18 protein-coding genes are annotated in these 22,714 nt (G+C 52.9%); 7 read left to right on the top strand and 11 right to left on the bottom strand.

The features are described 5' to 3' along the window. Nucleotides 1-2: 2 nt before the first annotated feature. Together hmpA and DQG23_RS12815 are read right to left on the bottom strand one after the other, a co-directional pair. Complete coding sequence (hmpA, locus tag DQG23_RS12820; protein ID WP_113031247.1) at nucleotides 3-1,259, bottom strand: NO-inducible flavohemoprotein; 1,257 nt, start codon at nucleotides 1,257-1,259, stop codon at nucleotides 3-5. Between the two features lie 841 nt (nucleotides 1,260-2,100). Next, nucleotides 2,101-4,782 (bottom strand): alpha-L-rhamnosidase, encoded by a 2,682-nt coding sequence (locus tag DQG23_RS12815; protein WP_113031246.1) that lies wholly within the window; start codon nucleotides 4,780-4,782, stop codon nucleotides 2,101-2,103. A 192-nt stretch (nucleotides 4,783-4,974) separates the two neighbouring features. Between DQG23_RS12815 and DQG23_RS12810 the strand changes: the two genes are divergently transcribed. Continuing rightward, nucleotides 4,975-5,856 carry an AraC family transcriptional regulator gene (locus tag DQG23_RS12810; RefSeq protein WP_158560439.1) on the top strand — a complete coding sequence of 294 codons (882 nt, stop codon included), beginning with the start codon at nucleotides 4,975-4,977 and terminating at the stop codon, nucleotides 5,854-5,856. Between the two features lie 138 nt (nucleotides 5,857-5,994). Here the strand turns inward: DQG23_RS12810 and DQG23_RS12805 are convergent, their stop codons facing one another. Continuing rightward, entirely contained in the window at nucleotides 5,995-7,167 is a 1,173-nt protein-coding gene (locus DQG23_RS12805) for a TolB family protein (protein ID WP_113031244.1), read from the bottom strand. Between the two features lie 268 nt (nucleotides 7,168-7,435). Here DQG23_RS12805 and DQG23_RS12800 point away from each other — a divergent pair, with 268 nt between their 5' ends. After that, nucleotides 7,436-8,464, top strand: coding sequence for a ParB/RepB/Spo0J family partition protein (locus tag DQG23_RS12800; RefSeq protein WP_113031243.1), 1,029 nt, complete (start codon nucleotides 7,436-7,438; stop codon nucleotides 8,462-8,464). A gap of 157 nt (nucleotides 8,465-8,621) precedes the next feature. On the opposite strand, the gene DQG23_RS12795 is transcribed toward DQG23_RS12800, so the two are convergent. The 3 genes from DQG23_RS12795 to DQG23_RS12785 all read right to left on the bottom strand — a co-directional run bounded on the left by DQG23_RS12795 (nucleotide 8,622) and on the right by DQG23_RS12785 (nucleotide 13,676). Then, nucleotides 8,622-10,529 (bottom strand): ABC transporter ATP-binding protein, encoded by a 1,908-nt coding sequence (locus tag DQG23_RS12795; RefSeq protein ID WP_113031242.1) that lies wholly within the window; start codon nucleotides 10,527-10,529, stop codon nucleotides 8,622-8,624. Next, nucleotides 10,513-12,264: an ABC transporter ATP-binding protein gene (locus tag DQG23_RS12790; RefSeq protein WP_113031241.1), complete on the bottom strand. Its 1,752-nt coding sequence runs from the start codon at nucleotides 12,262-12,264 to the stop codon at nucleotides 10,513-10,515. Before DQG23_RS12790 ends, DQG23_RS12795 begins: the two co-directional genes overlap by 17 nt. A 341-nt stretch (nucleotides 12,265-12,605) precedes the next feature. Then, entirely contained in the window at nucleotides 12,606-13,676 is a 1,071-nt protein-coding gene (locus DQG23_RS12785) for a branched-chain amino acid aminotransferase (RefSeq protein ID WP_113031240.1), read from the bottom strand. 124 nt (nucleotides 13,677-13,800) lie between these two features. On the opposite strand from DQG23_RS12785, the gene DQG23_RS12780 reads away from it, so the two are divergent. From DQG23_RS12780 to DQG23_RS12770, 3 genes are all read left to right on the top strand, one after another. Further along, complete coding sequence (locus DQG23_RS12780) at nucleotides 13,801-14,691, top strand: LysR family transcriptional regulator (RefSeq protein ID WP_113031239.1); 891 nt, start codon at nucleotides 13,801-13,803, stop codon at nucleotides 14,689-14,691. A 215-nt stretch (nucleotides 14,692-14,906) separates the two neighbouring features. Beyond that, nucleotides 14,907-15,467, top strand: coding sequence for a DJ-1/PfpI family protein (locus DQG23_RS12775; RefSeq protein WP_113031238.1), 561 nt, complete (start codon nucleotides 14,907-14,909; stop codon nucleotides 15,465-15,467). Between the two features lie 253 nt (nucleotides 15,468-15,720). Then, a complete protein-coding gene (locus DQG23_RS12770; protein ID WP_238177870.1) occupies nucleotides 15,721-15,972 on the top strand; it encodes a YqkE family protein in 252 nt (83 codons plus the stop codon). A 130-nt stretch (nucleotides 15,973-16,102) separates the two neighbouring features. Here the strand turns inward: DQG23_RS12770 and DQG23_RS12765 are convergent, their stop codons facing one another. The 5 genes from DQG23_RS12765 to rpoD all read right to left on the bottom strand — a co-directional run bounded on the left by DQG23_RS12765 (nucleotide 16,103) and on the right by rpoD (nucleotide 20,594). Continuing rightward, complete coding sequence (locus DQG23_RS12765) at nucleotides 16,103-16,339, bottom strand: 3-dehydroquinate dehydratase (protein WP_113031236.1); 237 nt, start codon at nucleotides 16,337-16,339, stop codon at nucleotides 16,103-16,105. A 199-nt stretch (nucleotides 16,340-16,538) separates the two neighbouring features. Then, complete coding sequence (locus tag DQG23_RS12760) at nucleotides 16,539-16,811, bottom strand: DUF1294 domain-containing protein (protein WP_113031235.1); 273 nt, start codon at nucleotides 16,809-16,811, stop codon at nucleotides 16,539-16,541. A 332-nt stretch (nucleotides 16,812-17,143) separates the two neighbouring features. After that, the gene (gene rsgA / locus DQG23_RS12755; RefSeq protein ID WP_113031234.1) at nucleotides 17,144-18,202 is read right to left on the bottom strand and encodes a ribosome small subunit-dependent GTPase A; all 1,059 of its coding nucleotides are present in this window, start codon (nucleotides 18,200-18,202) and stop codon (nucleotides 17,144-17,146) included. Nucleotides 18,203-19,123: 921 nt separating this feature from the next. Beyond that, nucleotides 19,124-19,354 (bottom strand): hypothetical protein, encoded by a 231-nt coding sequence (locus DQG23_RS12745; RefSeq protein WP_113031232.1) that lies wholly within the window; start codon nucleotides 19,352-19,354, stop codon nucleotides 19,124-19,126. Nucleotides 19,355-19,502: 148 nt separating this feature from the next. Next, entirely contained in the window at nucleotides 19,503-20,594 is a 1,092-nt protein-coding gene (gene rpoD, locus DQG23_RS12740; RefSeq protein ID WP_420330230.1) for an RNA polymerase sigma factor RpoD, read from the bottom strand. A gap of 213 nt (nucleotides 20,595-20,807) precedes the next feature. Between rpoD and DQG23_RS12735 the strand changes: the two genes are divergently transcribed. Together DQG23_RS12735 and DQG23_RS12730 are read left to right on the top strand one after the other, a co-directional pair. Then, complete coding sequence (locus tag DQG23_RS12735) at nucleotides 20,808-21,674, top strand: aldose epimerase family protein (protein WP_113031231.1); 867 nt, start codon at nucleotides 20,808-20,810, stop codon at nucleotides 21,672-21,674. 152 nt (nucleotides 21,675-21,826) lie between these two features. Further along, a complete protein-coding gene (locus DQG23_RS12730; RefSeq protein WP_113031230.1) occupies nucleotides 21,827-22,708 on the top strand; it encodes a YitT family protein in 882 nt (293 codons plus the stop codon). Nucleotides 22,709-22,714 lie beyond the last annotated feature (6 nt).

The following is a 22,714-nucleotide window of genomic DNA, read 5'->3' as shown; positions in this document are numbered from 1 at the left end:
CCCTACCGTCTGCCGGACGCTTCCTGCAGCTCCTGTTCGGACGGCTCCAAGCTGCCTGCCGGACCGAAAAACTCATAATGAATGTCTTCCGCCGGAACTCCCCATTTTTGCAGAGCGCCATTGATCGATTTCATGAAAGGCACCGGACCGCAAAAATAAAAGCTCGCCTCTTTGGAAGGCACGATCGACTGCAGCCAAGGCAAATCCGCATACCCTTCCCTGTGAAAAGCATGTGCTTCCCGATCCCGCTCCGTCGGTTTATCGTAGCACCAGTGGAACGAAATCTGCGGATGCTTGCGGGCAAGCTCCTCAACATGCTCTTTCATCGCATGCATATCCCCATTCTGAGCCGCATGAATAAACGTTACGGGGCGCTGCGGATCCGTCTCCGCCAGCGTATTGAGCATGCTGACCATCGGCGTCAAGCCGACCCCACCGCTCATCAAAACGACGGGGCGAGCGTCTTTCCGGTCCAGAACGAAATCGCCGGCCGGCGCCGAAAGCCATAATACGTCTCCTGCCTTGACCTGATTATGCAAATAGAAGGACACTTTGCCTGCGGGATTATTGCGGATGGCATCCTCCCTCTTGACGGAGATCCGGTAATACGATTTTCCCGGCGCGTCCGAAAGGCTGTATTGCCGGATATGCGTATACGTCTCGCCCGGCATGTTCATTTTTACGCTCACATACTGTCCGGGCTCGAATGCCGCGATTTCTTTCCCGTCCTGCGGCACCAAGTAAAAGGACGTGATCACGTCGCTCTCCTGGATCTTTTTTTCCACCGTAAACGCCCGGAAGTCCGTCCAGCCGCCCGCCTGCTTTTCGGCCTGCTCGTACATTTTCGCCTCTACGCCGATGAAGGCGCCCGCTATGACGCCATACGCTTCCGCCCATGCCTGCAAAATGTCCTCCGTCGCAGCATCGCCCAGCACTTCCTTGATCGCGGCAAGCAGGTTTTGCCCGACAATCGGATAATGCTCCGCCCGAATGCCGAGACTTCTGTGCTTATGACCGATTTGTTTGACGACCGGAATGATCGTTTCCAGTTTATCGATATATTGGGCCGCAGCGTAAACCGCATTGGCAAGCGCCGCTTGCTGTCTGCCCTGCTTTTGGTTGGCGTGGTTGAAAATGTTCAAAAGCTCGGGATGATTGGCGAACATCATTTCGTAAAACCGCTTCGTGATCGCCGTCCCATGGACCTCCAGCACCGGAACCGTCGATTTGATGATTTGAACCGTCTTTTCGCTTAGCATACTATCTCCCTGCTTTCGTTAAGGTATGTGCCAAGTATAATCAACGAAGGACCGCCCCCCGTGTGATCCGAATCACACCAATTGGCAACGATATGTGACGGTCCGTTTGGAAATCGCGGACGGTTCTTTGGTGCATGGCTATACGTTTGTGCGTGTGGGAGGTAATGGGTAGGGGCTTTCAACCCCTCTTGAAATCGTGTGATCTGGAATTGGTTTTGCGGTTATCACACGATTTCAAAGGGGGCCCATAGCGAAGCTCCTTTGTAGCCTTCCCTACCCATTACCTCTGTTCTCCTTTGCTGCTTCTCTCTACGCCCTTGTTCCTAACCGGTCTTCCAGACTGTATTGATAACCATACAAGCCCTACTAATATTCCAGGTACATCTCGCCTCCACATGTCTAACAGGCAAACTGCGGGGGTACTTCCGGATCGTCATCGTCCATCACATCGTAATCATGCACTTCACATGAAGTCTGATGATCACCTAGATTCAAGGTGACCGCTCCTCGCTCGCCGCTTGCATGCGTGCTGCAGACCGATTTTACCCAACTGGAATCGTGTCTGGATGCCTTCACTATCCTGTAGTCCGAAAATGCCCGCTTAATGAGGCCATTTAGCTTGAAACACCGGTTAATCTGCTCTACAAGCAGTCAAATTCGGACTGCGGCGTAAAAAAGACCTTAACAATTTGCTCTAAATGGACAAACTCGACTTCCAAGCAGGAATGCTGCTTTTTTCGTGCATTGCTAAGCACGGCATCAGTGAAACGTTAAAAACGCCCTCCCCCGAACATGTCGGGAGAGAGCGATATTCAAATGATGCTCATGCGAATTGTAATCGCTACCCTAGCAGCGCGTACTCGAACCGGTAGGAGCCCGATCCGAGTTCCAGACGAACGTCGCCGCCTTCTTGAACGGCGGAGCGGACGCCTTCCGCTGCCTCCAGCTTCGACCCGCTTTCCGTTGCCGCGGCGAGATCCGCTCCGGGAAGCGCAACGTCGGCATCCGTATTCGGCGGAATAACGACGTCGACCGCGAACCGGCCGGCCGGCAGCTTTTCCCACCGCACCTTGACCGTCCCGTACATCGACTCGAAAGACGCTTCGGCGAAGGAAAGCTGCACGCCGAGCTGCGGCGCGATCCGAATCCGCTTATAACCCGGCTTCCGCTCATCCGTATCGATGCCGCAAGCCACCCGGTAAAGCCAATCGCCTACGGCTCCATAAGCATAGTGATTGTACGAATTCATGCTGTCGCTCCAGAACGTGCCGTCCGGCTTGATGCCGTCCCAATGCTCCCAAATGGTCGTCGCTCCTTTGGTCACCGAATAAAGCCAAGACGGATACTCTTTCTGGAGGACCAGCCGGTATGCCAAGTCCGTGTACCCGTAACGGGTCAATACGAAGCAGAGGTATGGCGTTCCTACAAAACCGGTCGTCAAATGATCTTTATTGTCCTCGATATATTTAGCCAGCTTCGCAGCGGCGGGTTCGCGGTCTTTCTCCTCCAGCAGATCGAACATAAGCGCGAGCACATAGGCGGTCTGCGTAGGCGCGGCGACGCGGCCGGACGGCGTCACGAATTCGCAGCGGAACTGTTCGGCCACCTTCTCGGAAAGCGCAGCGTACCGTTGAGCGTCGTCCTTTTTGCCGAGCGCGTCAGCCGCTTTGGCAAGCAGCTTCGACGAATACGCATAAAACGCCGTCGCGATCAAATCGCTTGGCGTAGCTCCCAGGCAGCTGTCGCCGGGTGCGTCGAGCGCCAGCCAATCGCCGAAATGGAAGCCCGTATTCCATAAAAACTCGTTATCGCCTTGAACCCTTACATGCTCGACCCAAGCCTTCATACTCTCGTATTGCACCTCCAACACACGGGTATCGCCATAGCATTCGTAAAGCGTCCATGGGCAAATAACTGCGGCATCCGCCCAGGCAGCCGAGGAATGATCGCCCGGTCTCAAAACATGGGGAATGACATGCGGGACACCGCCGTTCGGCAGCTGATCAGCCATCAAATCCTTCAGCCATTTTTCGAAGAATGGAACGACATTCATGTTGTAGGCGGCTGTCCGGATAAATACCTGCGCGTCGCCGGTCCAGCCCAAACGCTCGTCGCGCTGCGGGCAATCCGTCGGAACGTCGAGGAAGTTACCTTTTTGCCCCCACAAAATATTGCTTTGCAGCTGGTTCACCAGTTCATCCGAGCAGCGGAAGCTGCCCGTTTGCTCCATATCCGTATGAATGACGCAGCCGACAAAACGGTTCAGCAGACCCGCATCGTCTTCGTTATGCAGCCCTTCCACTTTCACGTATCGGAACCCTTGGAACGAGAAGAACGGTTCGTACGTTTCCGCGCCGCCGCCTTTGCACGTATACGAAATCGTCTGCTTCGCCGATCGCAGGTTGCCGACGTAAAAATTGCCTTCCTTGTCGAGCACCTCAGCATGCTTCAGCGTGATGACCGTCCCCGCTTCGCATTCCACCGTAAACCGTATCCAGCCGACCATATTTTGTCCCATATCCAGTACGGTTTCGCCGTTTGGCGTTCTGATCACCGCAACCGGGCGCAGCTCCTGCACGATGCGGCATGGATCGTTTTCCTGCGCGAGGAGCGTATTTTTGCTCCATTCCAGCTGCGCAACCGGCTTCCAGTCCCCGTCATCGAAGCCGGCTTCATTCCAGCCGTTTCGTTCTTTGCGCGCGTCATACGTTTCGCCATGGTATAATTCCGACATCAGCACGGGCCCGCCGTTCGCGCGCCATGAACCGTCCGTCGCGACGATTTCCTCGCCGCCGTCCTCGTACGTCAAGTGGAGCTGGAGAAGCGCCGCGCGCTCGCTTCCGTATATGTTGCGCTGGTTCTGCCACGCAAGATTGCCTTTGAACCAGCCGTTGCCCAGCATGACCCCAAGCACATTATCCCCTAGCCGGAGCAGCTCCGTCACATCGTAGGTCTGATATTGCAGGCGCTTGCCGTAGCTGGTCCATCCCGGCGCAAATAACGTATCGTCGGCCGGCTTGCCGTTCAGAAACAACCGGTAAATCCCAAGGCTTGTAGCATAGACCCGGGCGGATTTGACCGGCCCCTTCGCGGTAAAGCTTTTGCGTAAAAATTGGCTCGGCTCGTTGCCTTCCCCGTCCTCGGGAAGCTTGAACGTAATCCATTCCGCTTTCCATTCGTCCGGAGACAGGAGCGCCGTCTCCCAATATGCCGGCTCGCTCCAGCCGGACTCGCCGCCCGCCTGATCCCAGGCCTTAATGCGATAGAAGTATCGAGTCCGGGATTTCAGCGCCGGTCCGTCATAAACGACATGAACGGAGCTGTCCCCTGCCTTTCGGCCCGTATCCCAAACTACCGGCTCATGAAAGCCGGCATCCTCGGAAACCTGAATCCGGTAAGCCGACTGCATCATTCCTCTTCCCTCGGCAAATAGCTTCCAGCTTAGACGCGGACGCAATTCGTCCGTCCCAAGCGGATTTTTCTTATAATCGCAGCGCAGATCGTAAACGCCGAAAGTTTGCATCAAGCTTCTCTCCCTTATCGTTTGTTAGCCGCCGTACAGCGGAATAGCTTTCGGATTGCTTCCAGTGTACTGAGAAATCGGGAGATAAAACACGGCTGTTCTTGACAATAATACAAGGCATATATGACAATGATTTTATCTTAAAAATGCGACAGATCCTTCAATCATTCCGATTGACCGTGAGGTATTATGGTGGAGCGAACATTGCGGGGAACGGACTTTTTCCGGGACGGCAGACGAATTTTCGTCAATCGGATTGAGGAAAGCTTTCAATCCTGGTACCATGCCCATGATTTTATCGAGATTACATATGTCTCGGAAGGCAAGGGCTACCATCACATCGGCGAACAGGTAGTCCCCGTCTCGAAGGGGGAGCTTTTTGTGCTGCCGATCGGCGTGCCGCATGTGTTCCGGCCGTATTCCGCCAGCCCCGGACAGAAGCTTGTCGTCTACAACTGCCTGTTTCCGGAAGCTGCGATCGAGCAATTGGGCGAGCATATCGAGGACATCGATCTAAGGAGTCTGCTCCGTCCGAAGCAGGAGCCTTATGAGACCGTTAATAGCGTCATAGACCGCGAGCTTGCCCTTGAGCCCCTTTTTCAATCCATGTTCAACGAGTATACGGCAAGGCGTCCCGGCTCATCAGCCGTCCTGTTCGCCCTGCTGCTGCAGTTGCTCGTTCAGCTGTCGCGCAAAGCAATCCGGCCGCCCGAATCGGCGGATTTCGAGGAGAGCGACCCGATCGGCCAAGCCGTCGAGTACGTCAGCCGTCATGCGGAGGAAGAGCTGACCGTTCGAAGCATGGCGGAGCGCTGCCGGATGAGCGAGCGGCATTTTTTTCGCTTGTTCAAGCAGCGGACGGGACAACCGTTCCACGAATACGTGCAGCATGCGCGGATCCGGACGAGCTGCGAGCTGCTGCAGTGCACCCGCCATAAAATAAGCGCCGTCGCCGAAACGGTCGGATACCGCGACACGCAATCATTTTGCCGCGTGTTCAAGCGGATTGTCGGAATAACGCCGGGCGCTTACCGGAAACAGCGAAAACAAGTTTTGCAGACGAACCGAACATAAAGCGGTATGCGCTAAAACGAAGGGTAGCAGCGTGGCGCAGCTCCGGACGTTTAACAACAGTATGCGGCACGACGCACGTACAGCCCTGCAAGAGCAGTGAGTCGGGCATCTACGGCAGTAATGCCCCTTTATCAATGCTCATCTTTTATCCTGCTCCAAACGAATAATGTGCACGACCGGAAAAGCTTCGATACCTGTTTCACCTTCATCCGCCGTTATCATCAGCTTGTTTCCGCTTGGACTCCATAAGGCAGGAACTGTGCTTCGCTTGCACTCGAAAGCTTGTTCGATACCGCCTGCTGCAACGTCAACGATCATGGTTCGATCCGCGGAATCCGGAGCGCTTCTGCCGCTTAAAGCAAGCTTCGAGCTGTCCGGCGACCAGGATAATTCGAATAAGGAGCGGCTCTTCCAAATGGGGCCGCCGGCCGCTTCCGCCCCGTCGCGATCCGCTAATACCAGTTCATACTCCGAATTCCCGTTCGAACTCACGAACTTCACGATCGCTATTTTATTTCCGTCCGGCGAGATTTCGTATCGTGTAACGTCATCATCCATGTCGACGCTTGTGACGACAGGCTGTTCGAGGTCTTTGATTGAAAAATAGTTTAAACGATGCACAGTACCCGGGCCATTACGCTCCAGATAATAGATGCGATCCCCCGCTTTTCTAAAATGTCCGCTGCTCTGGAACTTTTCCGGATTTTGCAGGATTTTTTCGCTGAGCGCCGGCAGCGGTGTCGCCGTACCGTTCAAGCCGATCTTTTGTGCCGGGCCCTCGCCAATACCGGGAATCAGCAAGTATGATTCGTTATCCAACCATAGTCCTGTACCGGCAACGTTTTCCGCAGAAACCGATACGTTCCGGCCGGTGGCGAGCTCCTCTATGACATGCTTGGCATACAGATTTTCGCCTTCCGAACGGCGAAGGACGGTGTACGCATGTTTTCCGTCCGGCGAAACGAATCTCGTATCGTTCCAACCCCATGGCTGCGTATCGCGGATTTCGCCATTCCGGATCGATAGGACGCCACGGGTCGTTTCGTATCGGCCGCGCGATTCTTCGGCTTTCACCGTCCTGCTGAAGCCGATTTCCTGCTCCGAAACCCACTCCAACCCTCTCACACCTTCAAATCTGCCGATTTGAGCCGTTTTTGCCCATCCGACGGTATCGTTTATACGGCTTTCGCTATCCTTCGGCTTTGCTGTGTCCGCCTGATAATCGCAGGCCGACAGGCTTATCGCGAGAAATCCAACGCTCATCCAAGCGTTCAAACGTCGTACTTTATGGCGAAGCGAATTCGGTACCATTCTTTATCCTCCTAGTAAAACGTCCGGCGCGAAAGGTTTGAACGATCCCTTATATGCTGTTTAAACGTTTGATTTCCTCCAAATGTTTCTAATTAACGGTAATATAGTCGGAGTTTCGCAAAGCGGCAGCTCATTTATAAACGAAAGGCTCTTTCGCCGATAAACGACAGCTCTATCATTTCCTCGGCAGGAACAGTGTTATATAATAAGAGAATGTGTACGCCTCGCCGGGAACGGCGCCGACTGAATCGAAGATAGGAGAATTCAAATGGACATTATCGACATTTTAACGGAATTAATTGATGAAGATACGGATCAGCCCAGATATCAATTCGACGAAGAAGCGCTGCAGGAGCTCATGAAGAGCATCGAAGAGCTCGGCCTGCTCTCGCCGATCAAGGTAAGAACGACAAAAAACGGCCGGTATAAAATCATTTACGGAAACCGCCGGTACAAAGCCTGCAAAACATTGGGCCGCCGAACGATCCCCTGCATCGTATCCGACGTGACGGATGAAACGGAAATTTACTTGGAGCAGATTGCCGAAAATTTGACGAGGGAAGGTTTTTCGCCGATCGAAGAGGCGGAGGCTTTCAACAAGATGCTGACCGATAAGAGATTCAGCTGCTCGACCAAATTTCTTTCAAGCAAGCTCGGCAAGCCCGAATCCTACATCAAGAACAAATGCGAGCTTTTAAAATTCGGCAATGCCGTCAAAAAACTGATCGTAGCCGGCACCGAGATCAAGAAAGACAAGCTGACGGAAGACCAGCTGCTCCCCCTTAAGGATCTGCAGCTTGAGCACCGCGATCCGCTGGCCCTGATCGTTGCCAGAGACGAACTGCCCGTAAGCGACGTCAAAAAAATCGCCCGCTTGTTTAAAGATAAAGATATTTCAGCCGGCACCAAAGACAAGCTGCTGTATAAATCCGGCCGCGAGCTCCTTGAAACATGGTCCGTGTTCGAGCATAACAAAGCGGAAAGAGCGAAGCCCGCGGAATCGAAGCCCGCACCCGCCAAGAGCGTAAAGCCGGCCAAGCCCGACAAAAAGGTAGCTGCGGAACAACCTTCGGTTACCGTTATCGAAACGGAGCTGCAGCAGCTGCTTGCCTCCCTGCCCGCTTATAGTCCCTTGACGGAGGACGCGATTCTATCGCATCAAGCTATCAAACCTGTCGATAAAGCGGTCTTCCTGACCGAAGTCGACACCTTGATCGAAAACCTCGAAAAACATTTGGCCGAATGGAAGCAAATCAAAGATGCGGCTGCAGCCGTTCCGTCCGGTACGGACGAATAATTCGTCTACGCGCCGCCCAAAAACATTCCGCCACCTTGCTATCAAGCAAACAAAGACCCGAGCGAATCAATATTCGCCGGGTCTTTGTCGAATTTTCCCCTTGAATGAACGGTGAGGGGGCGCAGTCGGGAGCCTTATGCGTCGTCCGTACCGGACGTCAAGCGTTTTCTCCCGCCCCTTCGGTGCCTGCGATATTTTTGAATTGATTGGCAAACATTCGCGAGTAGGTTCCTTCTTTATTCATCAATGCTTGATGACTGCCCTGCTCCGCAATTTCGCCGCGGTCGATGACCATAATCGTATCCGCATCGCGGATCGTATTCAGCCGGTGGGCGATAATGAAGCTGGTGCGCCCTTGCATGATGTTCAGCAGCGCATCTTGGATGTGCAGCTCGGTTCTGGTATCGATGCTGCTGGTCGCTTCATCGAGAATCAAAATCGACGGCTTGGCGAGTATGACCCGCGCAATCGCAAGCAGCTGCCTCTGTCCTTGGCTCAAATTGCCGCCGTTCTCGGACAGAACGGTATCGTAGCCGCCGGGAAGCCGCATGATGAATACGTCGGCATTGGCCAAAACAGCCGCTTCCTTCACTTCCCGATCGGTTGCGTCCGGCCTCCCGTATTTAATATTTTCCTTAATCGTTCCCGAAAAAAGATACGTATCCTGCAGCACGATGCCGAAGCATCTGCGCAGACTGTCTCTTGAATACTTTCTAATATCTTTGCCGTCGATCCGGATCGTCCCGCCCGTCGTATCGTAAAATCGGGTGAGCAGGTTGACGATCGTCGTTTTCCCCGCTCCGGTAGGCCCTACAAGCGCCAGACTGCTTCCCGCGGTCGTTTCGAAGCTGATGTTTTTCAGAATGGGCAAATCCGGACGGTAGCCGAAGCTGACATTGTCGAACTCCACATGCCCCTTAGGATTTATAAGCTCCAGAGCGTCCTTGTCGTCCTTCTTCTCCTCTTCTTCGTCGAGCACCTCGAACGCCCTTTCGGCGCCGGCTACGCCGGATTGCAGAAGATTGAACGTACTCGCCAAATCGTTCAGCGGACGGACGAACTGTCTGGAGTAGCTGAGAAAGCTGGCGATAACGCCGACCGTTATATGCCCCTTCACAGCCAGCACGCCGCCGACAATCGCGACTGCCGCGAACCCGATATTGTTGATGACGCTGAGCAGCGGCATCATGAAGCCGGACCATATTTGCGCCTTGAGCCCGACCTCGTACAGCTTGCCGTTGACCGCTTCGAACTCTTGAATCGATTTGTCCTCGTGATTGAACGCTTTGACCATCTGCAGACCGGATATCGTCTCCTCGATATGTCCGTTCAATTTGCCCAGCTGCGCTTGCTGCTCCTTGAACATAACGCTCGTTTTCTTCGTAACGGTGCGAGCGAGCAAATATACGAGCGGCACGGTAATAAGGGCGGCCAGCGTCAGCAGCGGGCTCAGAACCAGCATCATCACAAGCGAGCCGACGATCGCGATGGAGCCTGACATCAATTGAAGCGTCGATTGCGAAATGGTGTTGCTGACATTGTCGATATCGTTCGACAGCCTGCTCATGACTTCCCCGTGCGGCCGCGAATCGAAATAAGCAAGCGGCAGCTTCTGCAGCTTGGCAAAAAGCGTCCTTCGTAAATTCGTCACGACGCGCTGCGAAAGTCCGGCCATCATAATGCCTTGCAAAAACGTAAGTCCGCCGTCGGTTATATAGGCTGCCGCAAGCGCGATCAGCATAAAATCGAGCAGCCGGAAATCGACCGTTCCGCCCGAGGCCGTCATCGAATCGATGGCTACGCCGATCAAATAAGGGCCCGTCAACGACAGTGCCGAGCTGATTAAAATAATGACGAACGTGAACGATAACAGCTTTCGTTCCTTGCCCAAATAAGACCAGATGCGCTTCAGCGTACGTTTGAAGTTTTTCGGCTTCGCGACAGGACCTCTTCCGCCCCTATGGCCGAAGCCTTGACCCGGCCTGCCGAGACCGCCCATCATCGGGACGTCACCTTGGCTTTTCGTATCGCCCCCTTGACCCGGCTGCTCAGTCGGCTTCGCCATGCGGCTGCATCTCCTTTCCGATTTGGGATTGGTAAATTTCCCGGTAAACCGCGCAATGGCTCATCAGCGAATCATGACTGCCGATACCGACTATTTCCCCGTCGTCCAGCACGACAATTTTATCCGCATCCATAACCGACGTTATCCGCTGTGCGATCAGGAGACAAGTTACGCCCTTCGCATACCGTTTGAGCGCGTCTTTGATTTTGGCTTCCGTCGCCATGTCGACTGCGCTCGTGCAATCGTCCAAAATAAGAATATCCGGCTTTCGCACAAGCGCGCGCGCTATCGAGATCCGCTGCTTTTGCCCGCCGGAAAGATTCACGCCTTTCTGCCCGAGCTTCGTTTCGTAGCCTTCGGGGAACGAAGCGATAAACCCGTCCGCTTCGGCCATACGGGCTGCAGCTGCGATCTCCTCCTGTGTCGCATGTTCATTACCCCAGCGAATATTTTCCGACACCGTGCCGGTAAACAGCACCGTCTTTTGCGGGACGACCGCAATCCGGTCGCGCAGCAGCTTCGGATCGAGCCGCCTGACATCGACGTCATCCACCTTCACCGCGCCTTCAATGGCGTCGTAGAATCGCGGGATCAGCGAGACAAGACTGCTTTTGCCGGAGCCGGTAGAGCCGATGATCCCGACCGTTTCGCCCGGCAAACAGGTAAGCGATACATGTTTGAGCACGGGCGAACCGGAAGCCCCCTCATAAGAAAAGGACACTTGCTCGAAGTCGATCCTGCCCTTCCCAGATTGCGGCACCGGATCGCGCTCATTTTCGTTCCAAGTCATCGTGTTGACCTCTGTGAACACTTCGCCGATCCGCATAGTCGAAGCCCGCGCGCGAACGAACATATTAAACACCATCGAAATGGTCATCAGCGAAAATAAGATTTGCGTCATATAATTGATGAATGCGATAATATGCCCCACTTGCATCTGACCGTCGGCTACTCGTACGCCGCCGAGCCAAATAACCGCTATAATGCCGAAATTAACCGTCAGCATAATCGCCGGATTGAATACCGCCATCGCCCGCATCACTTGAATCGAGCGAGTCTGATACTCGACGTTCGTTTCGTTAAACTTGTCCGTTTCATAATCGAAGCGGTTAAAAGCTTTCACGACGCGTACCCCGGACAAATATTCGCGCATGACCGCATTTACTTTGTCCAGCGCCTTCTGCACCCGCATAAACCGCGGAAAGCCAACCTTCATGTTCAAGTAAACGAGAAAAGCCACGATAGGCACGACGATTGCCGGAACGACGGCCAAATCTGGATTTAGCCGAATGGCCATAATGAGGCTTCCGATGCAAAGAAGCGGAGCTTTGACGAAAATGCGCATCAGCCCGTTCACGAAGTTCTGCACCTGTGTTACGTCATTGGTCAGCCTCGTAATGAGGGAAGCCCTTTCAAATTTGTCGATATTGGCGAACGAAAGCGACTGGATTTTTCGGAACAAGTCCGAACGAAGCTCCGCGCCGAACTTTTGCGACACCCGGCTCGAAATAACGTTGCGGAGGGACGCCGAGACTGCGCCAAACGCCGTAATCAGCACCATGAGACCGCCGAGCCTCAGGACGACGTCCATTTTTTTCTCTGCGACTCCCGAATCGATTATCGTGGACATCAAAGTCGGCAGAATAAGATCGCACAAAGCCTCGAACGTAAGAAAACAAACCGCTACGCCGAACATTTTGCCGTGACTTCGGGCGTATTTGCGCAAAAAATGCATGAGACGCCTCCCTGTTAAGTTGCTGTCTTATAAAAATACTCCTATCTTTGGCAAAAGTCACCCCCAAGGTTCGCAATCATGCTGCAAAAATAGCGATATGAAGCGCGAAAGGAACAGGGGCAGCGCCAAAAGTCGTCAATGGACTTTTGGCGCTGCCCCGTTTTAAAAAACTCGTCGTCCGCTTAGCAGTGGAAGAGGAGGTGTCGCTTCTCGATCTTTTAGCTATCCCTTACGAAATGAATACTTTTGAGACAGCTCCTAGTGTAAACATCAAGCAGCCGGCCGATCCGGCGATGCGTCATCGCTTTACCGGCCGCTTTTGACCTTACCGGTGCTGAGCATTACCCGCAATCGACGGTCCAGCCCAAGCTGTCCTCGAGCTTCCCAGCTTGGATGCCTGTAATGGCATCGTACAAGCGGCTCGTCAGCTCGCCGATTTCTCCCCGGTTGATAACGTGCATCGAGCCGTTTGCATGCAAGCCTCCGACTGCGGAGATGACTGCAGCGGTTCCCGTTCCGAACGCTTCCTCCAACGTGCCGTCTTTCACGGCCGCCAGAACGTCGTCGATGGCGATTTTGGCTTCGACGACCGGAATTCCCCACTCCTCAAGCAGCCGAATAACCGACTGTCTCGTTACGCCGTCAAGTATGCTGCCGTTAAGCGCAGGGGTAATCACTTTCCCGTTAATTTTGAAAAAAACGTTCATGCTGCCGACTTCTTCGATATATTTGCGCTCGACCCCGTCCAGCCAAAGCACTTGCGCGCAATTGTCGGCTGCTGCGATCTCCTGCGCCTTCAAGCCTCCTACATAGTTGGCGGCAGTTTTGGCATTGCCGATTCCGCCCCGCACCGCTCTGACAAAGTCGGATTCCACGCGAATGTTGACAGGCTTCAGACCTTCGCCATAGTAATTGCCGACCGGCGAGAGAATTACCGCAAACAAATAGCTTTTGGACGGACGCACGCCAAGCGCCGGCTCTGTCGCGATGATGAAAGGCCGAATATAAAGCGACGCTCCGGCTTTTGCAGGCACCCAGTCCGCTTCGACCCGAACGATCGCGCGAATGGCTTCGACGAACGTTTCCTCATCAATTTCAGGCATGCACAACCTTTCGCATGAGCGATTGAAGCGCTGCGCATTTTTGTCGGGACGAAACAGCAATATACGCCCGTCGTTCGTCCGGAACGCCTTCAAGCCTTCAAAGATCGCTTGGCCGTAATGAAAAACCATGGCCGCAGGATCGAACTGCAGCGGCGCATAAGGTACGATACGCGCATCATGCCAGCCCTTATCCGTATCGTAGTTCATCAAAAACATATGATCCGTAAAATAACTGCCAAACCCTAGCTTATCCTCATCGGGCTTGGGCTTCAAAGCGCCGCTCTTTTCAATCCGAATCGACATCGTCATCCTGTACTCGCTCCCTGGTTCGTTGGAATAACTTAATATTCTGACTATATCGAAGCGTGAATGATTGAACAATTCCTAATTATCGATTACGATGATAGATAGCATCTATGATCGGAGTGATCGTATGGAATTCAGGCTTTTGGCTTATTTTTTGGCGGTATGCGAAGAATTGCATTTCACAAGGGCGGCGGAGAAACTGGGCATCAGTCAGCCTACGCTCAGCCATCAAATCCGTCTGCTCGAGAAGCGTTTGGGCACGTCCTTGTTCCGGCGCATCGGCAAAAAAACATATTTGACGGAGGCCGGCGAAATTTTACAAAAACATTGTATTCGGGCATTCCATGAGCTTGAGCAAGCGCAAACGGCAATCGACGAGCTCAGAGGGGTGCGCAGGGGAAGACTTCGAATCGGCTGCTCGGGCAATCATTTATTGACTTCGGCCTTGATGGCGTTTCACTCCCAATATCCCGACATCGAGCTATCGGTCACCGAGCTTGCTACGGATGAAACGATGGACGGCCTTTTATCGAACCGGCTGGATATAGGCGTCGTGTTTCTTCCTCTTGATGACGAGCAGATGGACAGCATTCCTTTATTCGACGAACGGCTGCTGCTTGTCGTTTCAAGCGCCCATAAGCTGGCAGATGCGGCATTCGTCAAGCTGGACGAGCTGCGTCACATCGATCTTGTCCTTCTGCAAAGCAAGTTTCTTGTCAGGCAAATGTTCGATCAATACTGCATCGACGCCGGCTTCGTCCCGAAGCCGATTATGGAGCTGTCGACGCTCGACTCGCTGCTGCAAATGGCCGCGCGCCATATAGGCGGAGCTATTTTACCCGGATCCTATGTCGCCCACGTCGAGGATCCCTCAATCCGCAAAATCCCGATCGTCGAGCCGGTCCCTCACAAGACTGTGGGCGTCGTCTATCCGAAAGAAATGTTTCGCTACGCCGTCATCAATACGTTCATCGCCGAGCTTGTCTCGCATTTTCAAACGGCCGCGGAGGAGCCTTGATCGCTTCAAAACGCTTTCTTATAAACGGTGGAGAGCTTTGCTCCAGTATCGCCGAGAGCGTCTGCACCTCCATTTCCATTCGTCGAACGCTTCCTTCAAACAAGCGGCGACCGTTCTTGTCTTCGACAAAACTTAACATTTTTCACTCTTTACAGCTTATCCGCCTTGGCAGACAATAGAAAAGGAACCCAATATGTCCGAGGAGCGTGATGAAGTTGTCCAAAAAAATACTCATCATTACCGGAGATGCCGCCGAGTCGCTTGAGGTTTATTATCCCTATTACCGCATTTTGGAGGAAGGTTATGAGGCCGTAATCGCTTCTCCCAGTCAAAAAACGCTCCGTACCGTCGTTCACGATTTCGAAGGTTGGGACACCTATACGGAAAAACCCGGCTACCAGCTCGCATCCCACCTCTCCTTTGTCGAAGTGGATCCCTCCGAGTATGACGGCTTGATCATCCCGGGAGGCCGTGCGCCCGAGTATATTCGGCTGGACGAAAACATTCCGCGGATCGTAAGCGGCTTTCTGGACAATAACAAACCCGTCGGCGCCATCTGCCACGCGGTGCTCGTATTCGGCGCCCTACGCAACAACGCTTACTTCGAAGGTCGAACGATGACCGCCTATACGGCCTGCCGACCTGACGTGGAAGGCCTCGGAGCGGAATATGCGAAGGATACGCTTTGCGTAGACGGCAATATCGTTTCCGGTCATGCCTGGCCCGATCTGCCCGGATTTATGCGGGAATTCCTGAAGCTGCTGAAGAACGCCTAATCTCCTATTTTCCTGACTGCTATGTAAGAGGCTATGCTGCCTTTTACTACATGCGGTTTGTGAACCGGCGTTTACCGCTGGTCCGAAGCCGCTCTCGCATCCATTAATAACCGACCGCCCTTCCTTAGAGAAGCAGGCGGTCTTTGCCGATTTCGCGATGCCTGTTGAAACAGTCGACGAATCGGCGTCCGAACGATGGAACCGCTCTCCGATACCTGTTATACTGAGTAGAATATACAAAGAGGTGATCGTTTTGGCCAAAAAACAGAAGCATATCCCACGGCAAGCTCAGCCTGCGGAAGATAAACCGGCTACATTGAAAGATATGCTCCGCCCCGACGTGCTGGAAAAGCTGAAAGCGCAAGCCGATGCCTTGAAAGCCGAGGAGCATAACCGGGCGGAGGAAAAACGGAAGCAAGCGGAAGATGCCCGTAAAGCCGAGCAGAAACGGCTCGATAACGACTTCGGACATTTGCTCGAATCAAGCGGTATGGACTGGCGTTAATTTTAATAGTCGCAAGGGACGGCCGTTATCCCCCGACTCCGTCAAAAGCAGCCATGTTCCGCAATAGGATAAAGGGTCCTCAAACGGCAAAAAGACGGCAGCCGAGGCTGCCGTCTTTTTGGTGTCGATTTTAATACAGGGATAACGCGAGCGTATCTTCTTCCCGTCTAGTATGCAAAATGGCTTCGCAGCCGATGATTTCGATGCTGATCAGCGAATCGATGCAAGCTTTTACCGCTCGTTTCCCGTTCTCGAACTTGTTTTCCAATAATCGGAGCAGATAGGATACGTCCGTCTTCTTTTTACGGTCGGTTGAAGTATAGTAGACAGGAATTTTTTTGTTACGGAAGCTGATGATCGTTTGCATGACGTTTCCTCCATCCCGAAAATAAAATGTCTCTATTTGTCTTATCATAACGAGCAAACATTAGTGGAACATGAAAATAATTTTACAACTCTGTGACAATTAATACGAAAACAACCGGCAATAGGTTTCAAGAATATGTTTTTTATTCCGCAGCATGCGGCGTCAGACCGGGATTAGACGCTAGGTCGGTGAATGTAAATCAAGCGGCAAGCTTATAAATCACATAAATGCAAACCGCATTCAAAATGAGAAGCGCAGGCATGCCGATTACGAATGTCCGATGTTTCGTCTTGTGATGGAACACGCGCATACCGAGCATGCTCCCCAATGCGCCGCCCACGGCAGCGATCGTGAAGAGACGTTTTTCGGGAACTCTTCTGCGCCGGCGTCCTGCTTGCGCTTTATCGTATCTCATGAAGGCAAAGCCGACGATATTAATGACTACGAGATAAATGTACAATCCTATAAGCATATACAGCCGCTCCTGTTCCCGTCTCGGTTAGTACCGATCTTATCCGATCTAAATCATTATACAACGATCGCAAGAGCTCGTCGGTCACATTATTGCCTATGACTGCATTTTGTGACTTTATGACTTTAGCCATGTACAAATAGCGGTAAATGCCGCTGCGTTTGAGGTTTCGAATGGTCGGCTCATCGAGTTATGAGTTAGGGATATAGGGTAATCTTAACCTTTATGCAAAAAAGCCGCAGCTCGCCCTTAGCGGGATCGGCTGCAGCTTTTATACGTCATGCTATCTATTTCGTTTGCCCATCATTTTTCGGCCAATCGGAACGACAGCGTCATATTCGTTCGCGCTGCTGTTTGGCAGCCTGATTGCGCTTTTTCCATTTGCTTTTCTCCGCCGCCTGCAAAGCTTTGTTTTCCTTGCGGGCCAAATAAGCTAGCTCGCGCTGCAGCTTGACGTAATTGTCGTACCGGCTGCGGTTCAGCACGCCGTCCCGAAGCGCCTGCTTAACGGCGCAATCCGGCTCTTTATCATGCCGGCAATCATCATAGAAGCATTGCGCCGCAAGCTCCTCGATGTCTTTGAACGATGCGCTCATGCCTTCCTCCGCATCCCAAAGCTGCAGCTCCCGCATGCCGGGCGTATCGATCAGCATTCCTCCGTCCGGCAGAGCCACAAGCTCCCTGTGCGTTGTCGTATGCTTGCCGCGATCGTCCCCTTCGCGGATATCGCCCGTCAGCTGAATATCGCGGCCATAAAGCCGGTTGATCAGCGTCGATTTGCCGACTCCCGACGAACCGATCAGCGCAACGGTCCGGCCTTTTCCTGCGTATGGCAATAACGCTTCTATGCCGTGCAGATGGCTTACCGCATGTATCGGCACGCCCATAGCGACGGCTTCCGCTTCGGCGACGGCCGCCGCCACATCCGGACATAAATCCGCTTTGCTGAGCACGATGACCGGATTGGCGCCGCTCTCCCATGCCAGCGTCAAATACCGTTCCATCCGCCGCAGGTTGAAATCCTGATTCAACGCGTTCACGATAAACACCGTATCGACATTCGCCGCTACGATCTGCTCGTCAATAACCGAGCCCGCCACTTTGCGCGAAAATTTGCTGAAGCGCGGCAGTACGTCGTGAATCGTCGCACGCCCCTCGTCTTGACGCAGCGATAAAGCGAGCCAATCGCCGATAGCGGGATAATCGGCCCGGCCGATCGCCGTATGCCTCATTTTGCCGGAAACCTCGGCCAGAAAATCGCCGTGCTCCGTATATACACGATACATATGTTTGTGTTCTAACGCTGCGCGGCCCGGTACATATCCTTTTTCGCGATAGGGCCGAAAGGCTTCTTCCCATTCGGGAGTCCAGCCCAAAGCTTCCATATTCATGCTCGGATCCTCCTGTAAAATCAATCTGCAAAACGCGATGCTTTACAGGAATCCTCTGTCCGATCCGTTATTCGAGGACACCTGTAAACGCAAAATTTCGGGTGCTCGCCATGACTGCAATGGACATATAACATCATTCCTTCCGATTCGTTTCTGCTTGCCATTTCAGTATAAGCAGGTTCGTACGAAGGGACACGGTATAGTTTGACTGAAACCGTTTTTTCCTGCCGGCCTCCATACCCATTACCTCTTGTTCGCCTTCGGTGCTTTCTGTCATATCTTTGACTTTTACCGGTCCTCCAACCGGTATTCCTACGCGCTTGCCCATCCTCGCTCGTCGCTTGCATGCACTGCAGTCCGATTTCGCCCACTTGGAATCGAATGCGGCTTCCTTTCCCTGCCTATAGTTCGAAAACGCCTACTTGGAGTTGACTACGGCATCCTTTCCCCGCCTGTAGTCCGAAAACGCCCACTTGGAATCGAATACGGCTTCCTTTCCCCGCCTGTAGTCCGAAAACGCCTACTTGCAGCAGCTATTTTGCTCGGTACACTGATGAATCCGTTCTCCAAGCCGGCAAAATCGGACTCCAGCGTTTGGCGAACCTCGATTCCTTGCTCCAAGCGGGCTGTTTCGGACTCCAGTATATCGAGGAGCCTAATTAGCAGCGCAAGGATGAACGGCTTTGCCGTCCTTTTAAGGACTGGCGTGTTTACCGGAATCGAACAACCGTCGGAGAATTTACTTCCGCATGCACACAAAAAACAGCCGAATCGTCACGCGATCCGACTGTTTCTTATAAAGCCGTATGCAAGTGTTTGCTGCAAGGATAAAAAGCTTCGCCGTCCTAACCGCTTTCGAAGAAAGCGACTTCGTAAGCATAATCCGGGACTCGCGCGTTTACCGTTGAAATATACTTCGGCTTACTTGGAAATATCCCGCCATTCGACGGTAAATTCACCCTCCGGCTCACTGTCTCCGCCCTCGTATTTACTGTACTCGTCCAGAGCATTTCCGCATTCGCAGGATATTTGATCCGCTCCGTAATTGTCCGTCCCGAAAACGATACGTTCGCTGCGATATTGGCGCTTGCCGGGCGAGACCTTGAGCTGCTCGCCGCATTTCAGGCATCGAATAAGAAAACCGGCCTCCATGCTCCCACCGTCCTTTTTCATATGTCAACACGTATATCCTTCGCTAATGATTCCATTTCCAGGTAATCGCGATCCCCTTAAGCTAACGCTTCCCGAGGACCGCTTGCTCCGAATGCATGATGAAACGGCGCATCGTGTACGAGCCGGATTATTCCAAAAAGTCCTTAAGCCGTTTGCTCCGGCTGGGATGTCTCAGCTTGCGCAGCGCCTTCGCTTCGATTTGACGAATGCGTTCGCGCGTAACGCCGAATACTTGTCCGACCTCTTCGAGCGTCCGGGTGCGGCCGTCGTCAAGTCCGAACCGCAGCCTCAGCACGTTCTCTTCGCGCTCCGTCAGCGTATCGAGAACATCCTCCAGCTGTTCCTTCAGCAGCTCGAAAGCCGCTGCGTCAGCCGGTGCGGGCGCATCGTGGTCTTCGATGAAATCGCCTAAATTCGAGTCGTTCTCCTCCCCGATCGGCGTTTCGAGCGAGACAGGCTCCTGGGCGATTTTCATAATTTCGCGAACTTTATCGACGGTCATGTCCATTTCTTTCGCAATTTCTTCCGGCGTAGGCTCCCGTCCGATTTCTTGCACAAGCTGCCTGGTGATCCGGACGAGCTTATTGATCGTCTCGACCATATGGACCGGGATGCGAATCGTCCTGGCTTGGTCGGCAATAGCCCGCGTAATCGCCTGTCGTACCCACCACGTGGCGTACGTGCTGAATTTGAATCCTTTGGAGTGGTCGAACTTCTCGACCGCTTTCATCAAGCCCATATTCCCTTCCTGAATCAAATCAAGGAAGAGCATGCCGCGTCCTACGTACCGCCTGGCAATGCTAACTACCAGACGCAAATTCGCTTCGGCCAGTCGGCGCTTAGCTTCTTCGTCGCCCTGTCCGATTCTGATCGCCAAACCGACTTCCCCTTCGGCGGATAAAAGGGGGACTCGTCCGATCTCCTTCAAATACATCCGGACGGGATCGTCGATTTTTATGCCGGGAGGCAATGTGAAATCATCCCCGATTTGAAATTCATCATGAGAGGCATCGGCAGGCGCCGCACCCTCAAAGCCTGGTCCGGAAAGTCGATCATTTACTTGGTCGAACGCTTTCTCCGGTCCTGAATCATTTCGCTGATCATTGGTATTCATCCAGCCCCTCCTCCATACTAACGAATCTGAATCTCTGTTGCGCGCGGCTGGAAAGCCTTTTGCAGGTTGACAACGCGCCTTTAATATGGTATTATATAGTGGGATATTGAAATTTAATTATTTCTTGCATTTTAGTTGCTATCCGAAATTATAACAAATCCTGTATGAACAATCAATAACCAATAATTAGACAAGCCGTTCCCGATCGATCCGGGCCCGGCTTTTTTCAATTTCTGTCAATATGCGGCAAATACCGCGACATTTCGCGTACACCTATGCTATCCTAATAACTAGAACAGCATGAGAGGAGCGTCAAGAATGAACTACCGCGTACAAACGTATTCGGATACATTCACGATTTACGAATTGATCGAGCCGTCAACCTCGTCCAAAGTGCGCATATGTCCGGAACGCGGCGGCATCGTCATCGGGTATGAAGCTTACGGACACGAATACATGTACTTGGATAAAGAAACCTTCTATAATCCGTCTGCGAACATTCGCGGCGGGAATCCGATTTTATTCCCGATTTGCGGCCAGCTGCCTAATGAACGATATGAGTGGGAAGGCTCCGTCTACCGGATGAAAAATCACGGCTTCGCCAGGAACATGCCGTGGAAAGTGGCTGCGATTAATGAAGAAGGACAAGCTTCCCTCACGATAAAACTCGGAAGTACGCCGGAGACGCTGGAATCGTATCCGTTCGCCTTCGAGCTGACTTTCACATACATATTGAAGGATGCCTCGCTTCGCATCGAGCAGCAATACCGTAATTTATCCGATCGCGACATGCCGATGTATGCCGGTTTCCATCCCTATTTTGCGGCAGACGACAAAAATCTTGCCTACGAAACCGATGCCGAGCGATACGTCGATTACGGCGATCAGACGGAAAAAACGTTTACCGGCCGCCTCGATTTGACCGATGCCGCACAATCGTTCGTCCTGATCGGCGCGAAGCGGCATGCGATCGCGCTCGATCCGTCCGCCGGACGCCGCATTCAAATGTCATACGGCTCGGAATTTCCCTATGTTTATTTGTGGAGTGTGCCGGGCAAGCCGTTCGTCTGCGTAGAGCCTTGGATGGCGCGCGCGAATGCATTCAACCGGCAAGAGGAAGTAACGCGGGTTCGGCCCAACGAATCCCTGTACACGACGCTGATCCTCAGCGGATCGAATAAGTAACCCGAAAACCGACTTCATCAGTCGGTTTTTATTTGTTTATAAACAGGTATTCAACATACCGGGACTAACTCAAGGAGGCGATGTCCGATAAGCATGTATTCGCCACTACTGGGCACTACTAACATCCAGAATAACAAGGAGTGATCGGTCGAATGTCCCAAGTGTACGTTGCGCCGCAGCATCGAAAAACGCCTTTTCGCAATATTGTCAAACGTTTTTTCTTCCTTACGCTCGGAGCCGCGATTTTCTCGGTCGGGCTCGAAATTTTTCTTGTCCCCAACAAAATTATCGACGGCGGGATAACCGGCATTTCCATCATGCTTTCGCACGAGCTTGGGGTGCCGCTCGGCATATTTCTTACCGTTCTCAACCTGCCGTTTCTATATATCGGTTACAAACAAATCGGTAAAACATTCGCCGTATCGACCCTCTATGCCGTCGTAGCCATGTCGATCGGCACCTCTTTGCTCATTCCGGTTAAGCCGCTTACCGTCGATCCGCTGCTGGCAGCCGTCTTCGGCGGCATCATTCTCGGCGTCGGCGTCGGGATGGTTATAAGGTCCAGCGGCTCGCTCGACGGTACCGAAATCGTCGCGATTCTCGTCAGCAAGAAAACCGTGTTCTCGGTCGGCGAATTCATCATGATCATCAATGTGTTCATATTAGGCAGCGCCGGCTTCGTGTTCGGCTTCGACCATGCGATGTATTCGCTGATCGCGTATTATATCGCCTTCAAAATGATCGATATTACGATCGAAGGCATCGATCAGTCGAAATCGGTTTGGATCATAAGCGACGCCCATCAGGAGATCGGCGATGCGCTGACGCACCGGCTCGGACGAGGCGTAACCTTCTTTCACGGGGAAGGCGCCTTCTCGGGTGACGAGAAAAAAATCATTTTCACCGTCATTACCCGTCTGGAGGAAGCGAAGCTGAAATCCATCGTCGACGAGCTGGATCCAGGCGCGTTTGTCGCCATCGGCAATATCCACGACGTCAAGGGCGGCAATTTCAAGAAGAAGGATATCCATTAACCGATT

Origin of the sequence: Paenibacillus contaminans (assembly GCF_003285015.1) — a bacterium.
Lineage (GTDB): Bacteria > Bacillota > Bacilli > Paenibacillales > NBRC-103111 > Paenibacillus_V > Paenibacillus_V contaminans.
This window is presented reverse-complemented; position numbering and strand designations above follow the sequence as displayed.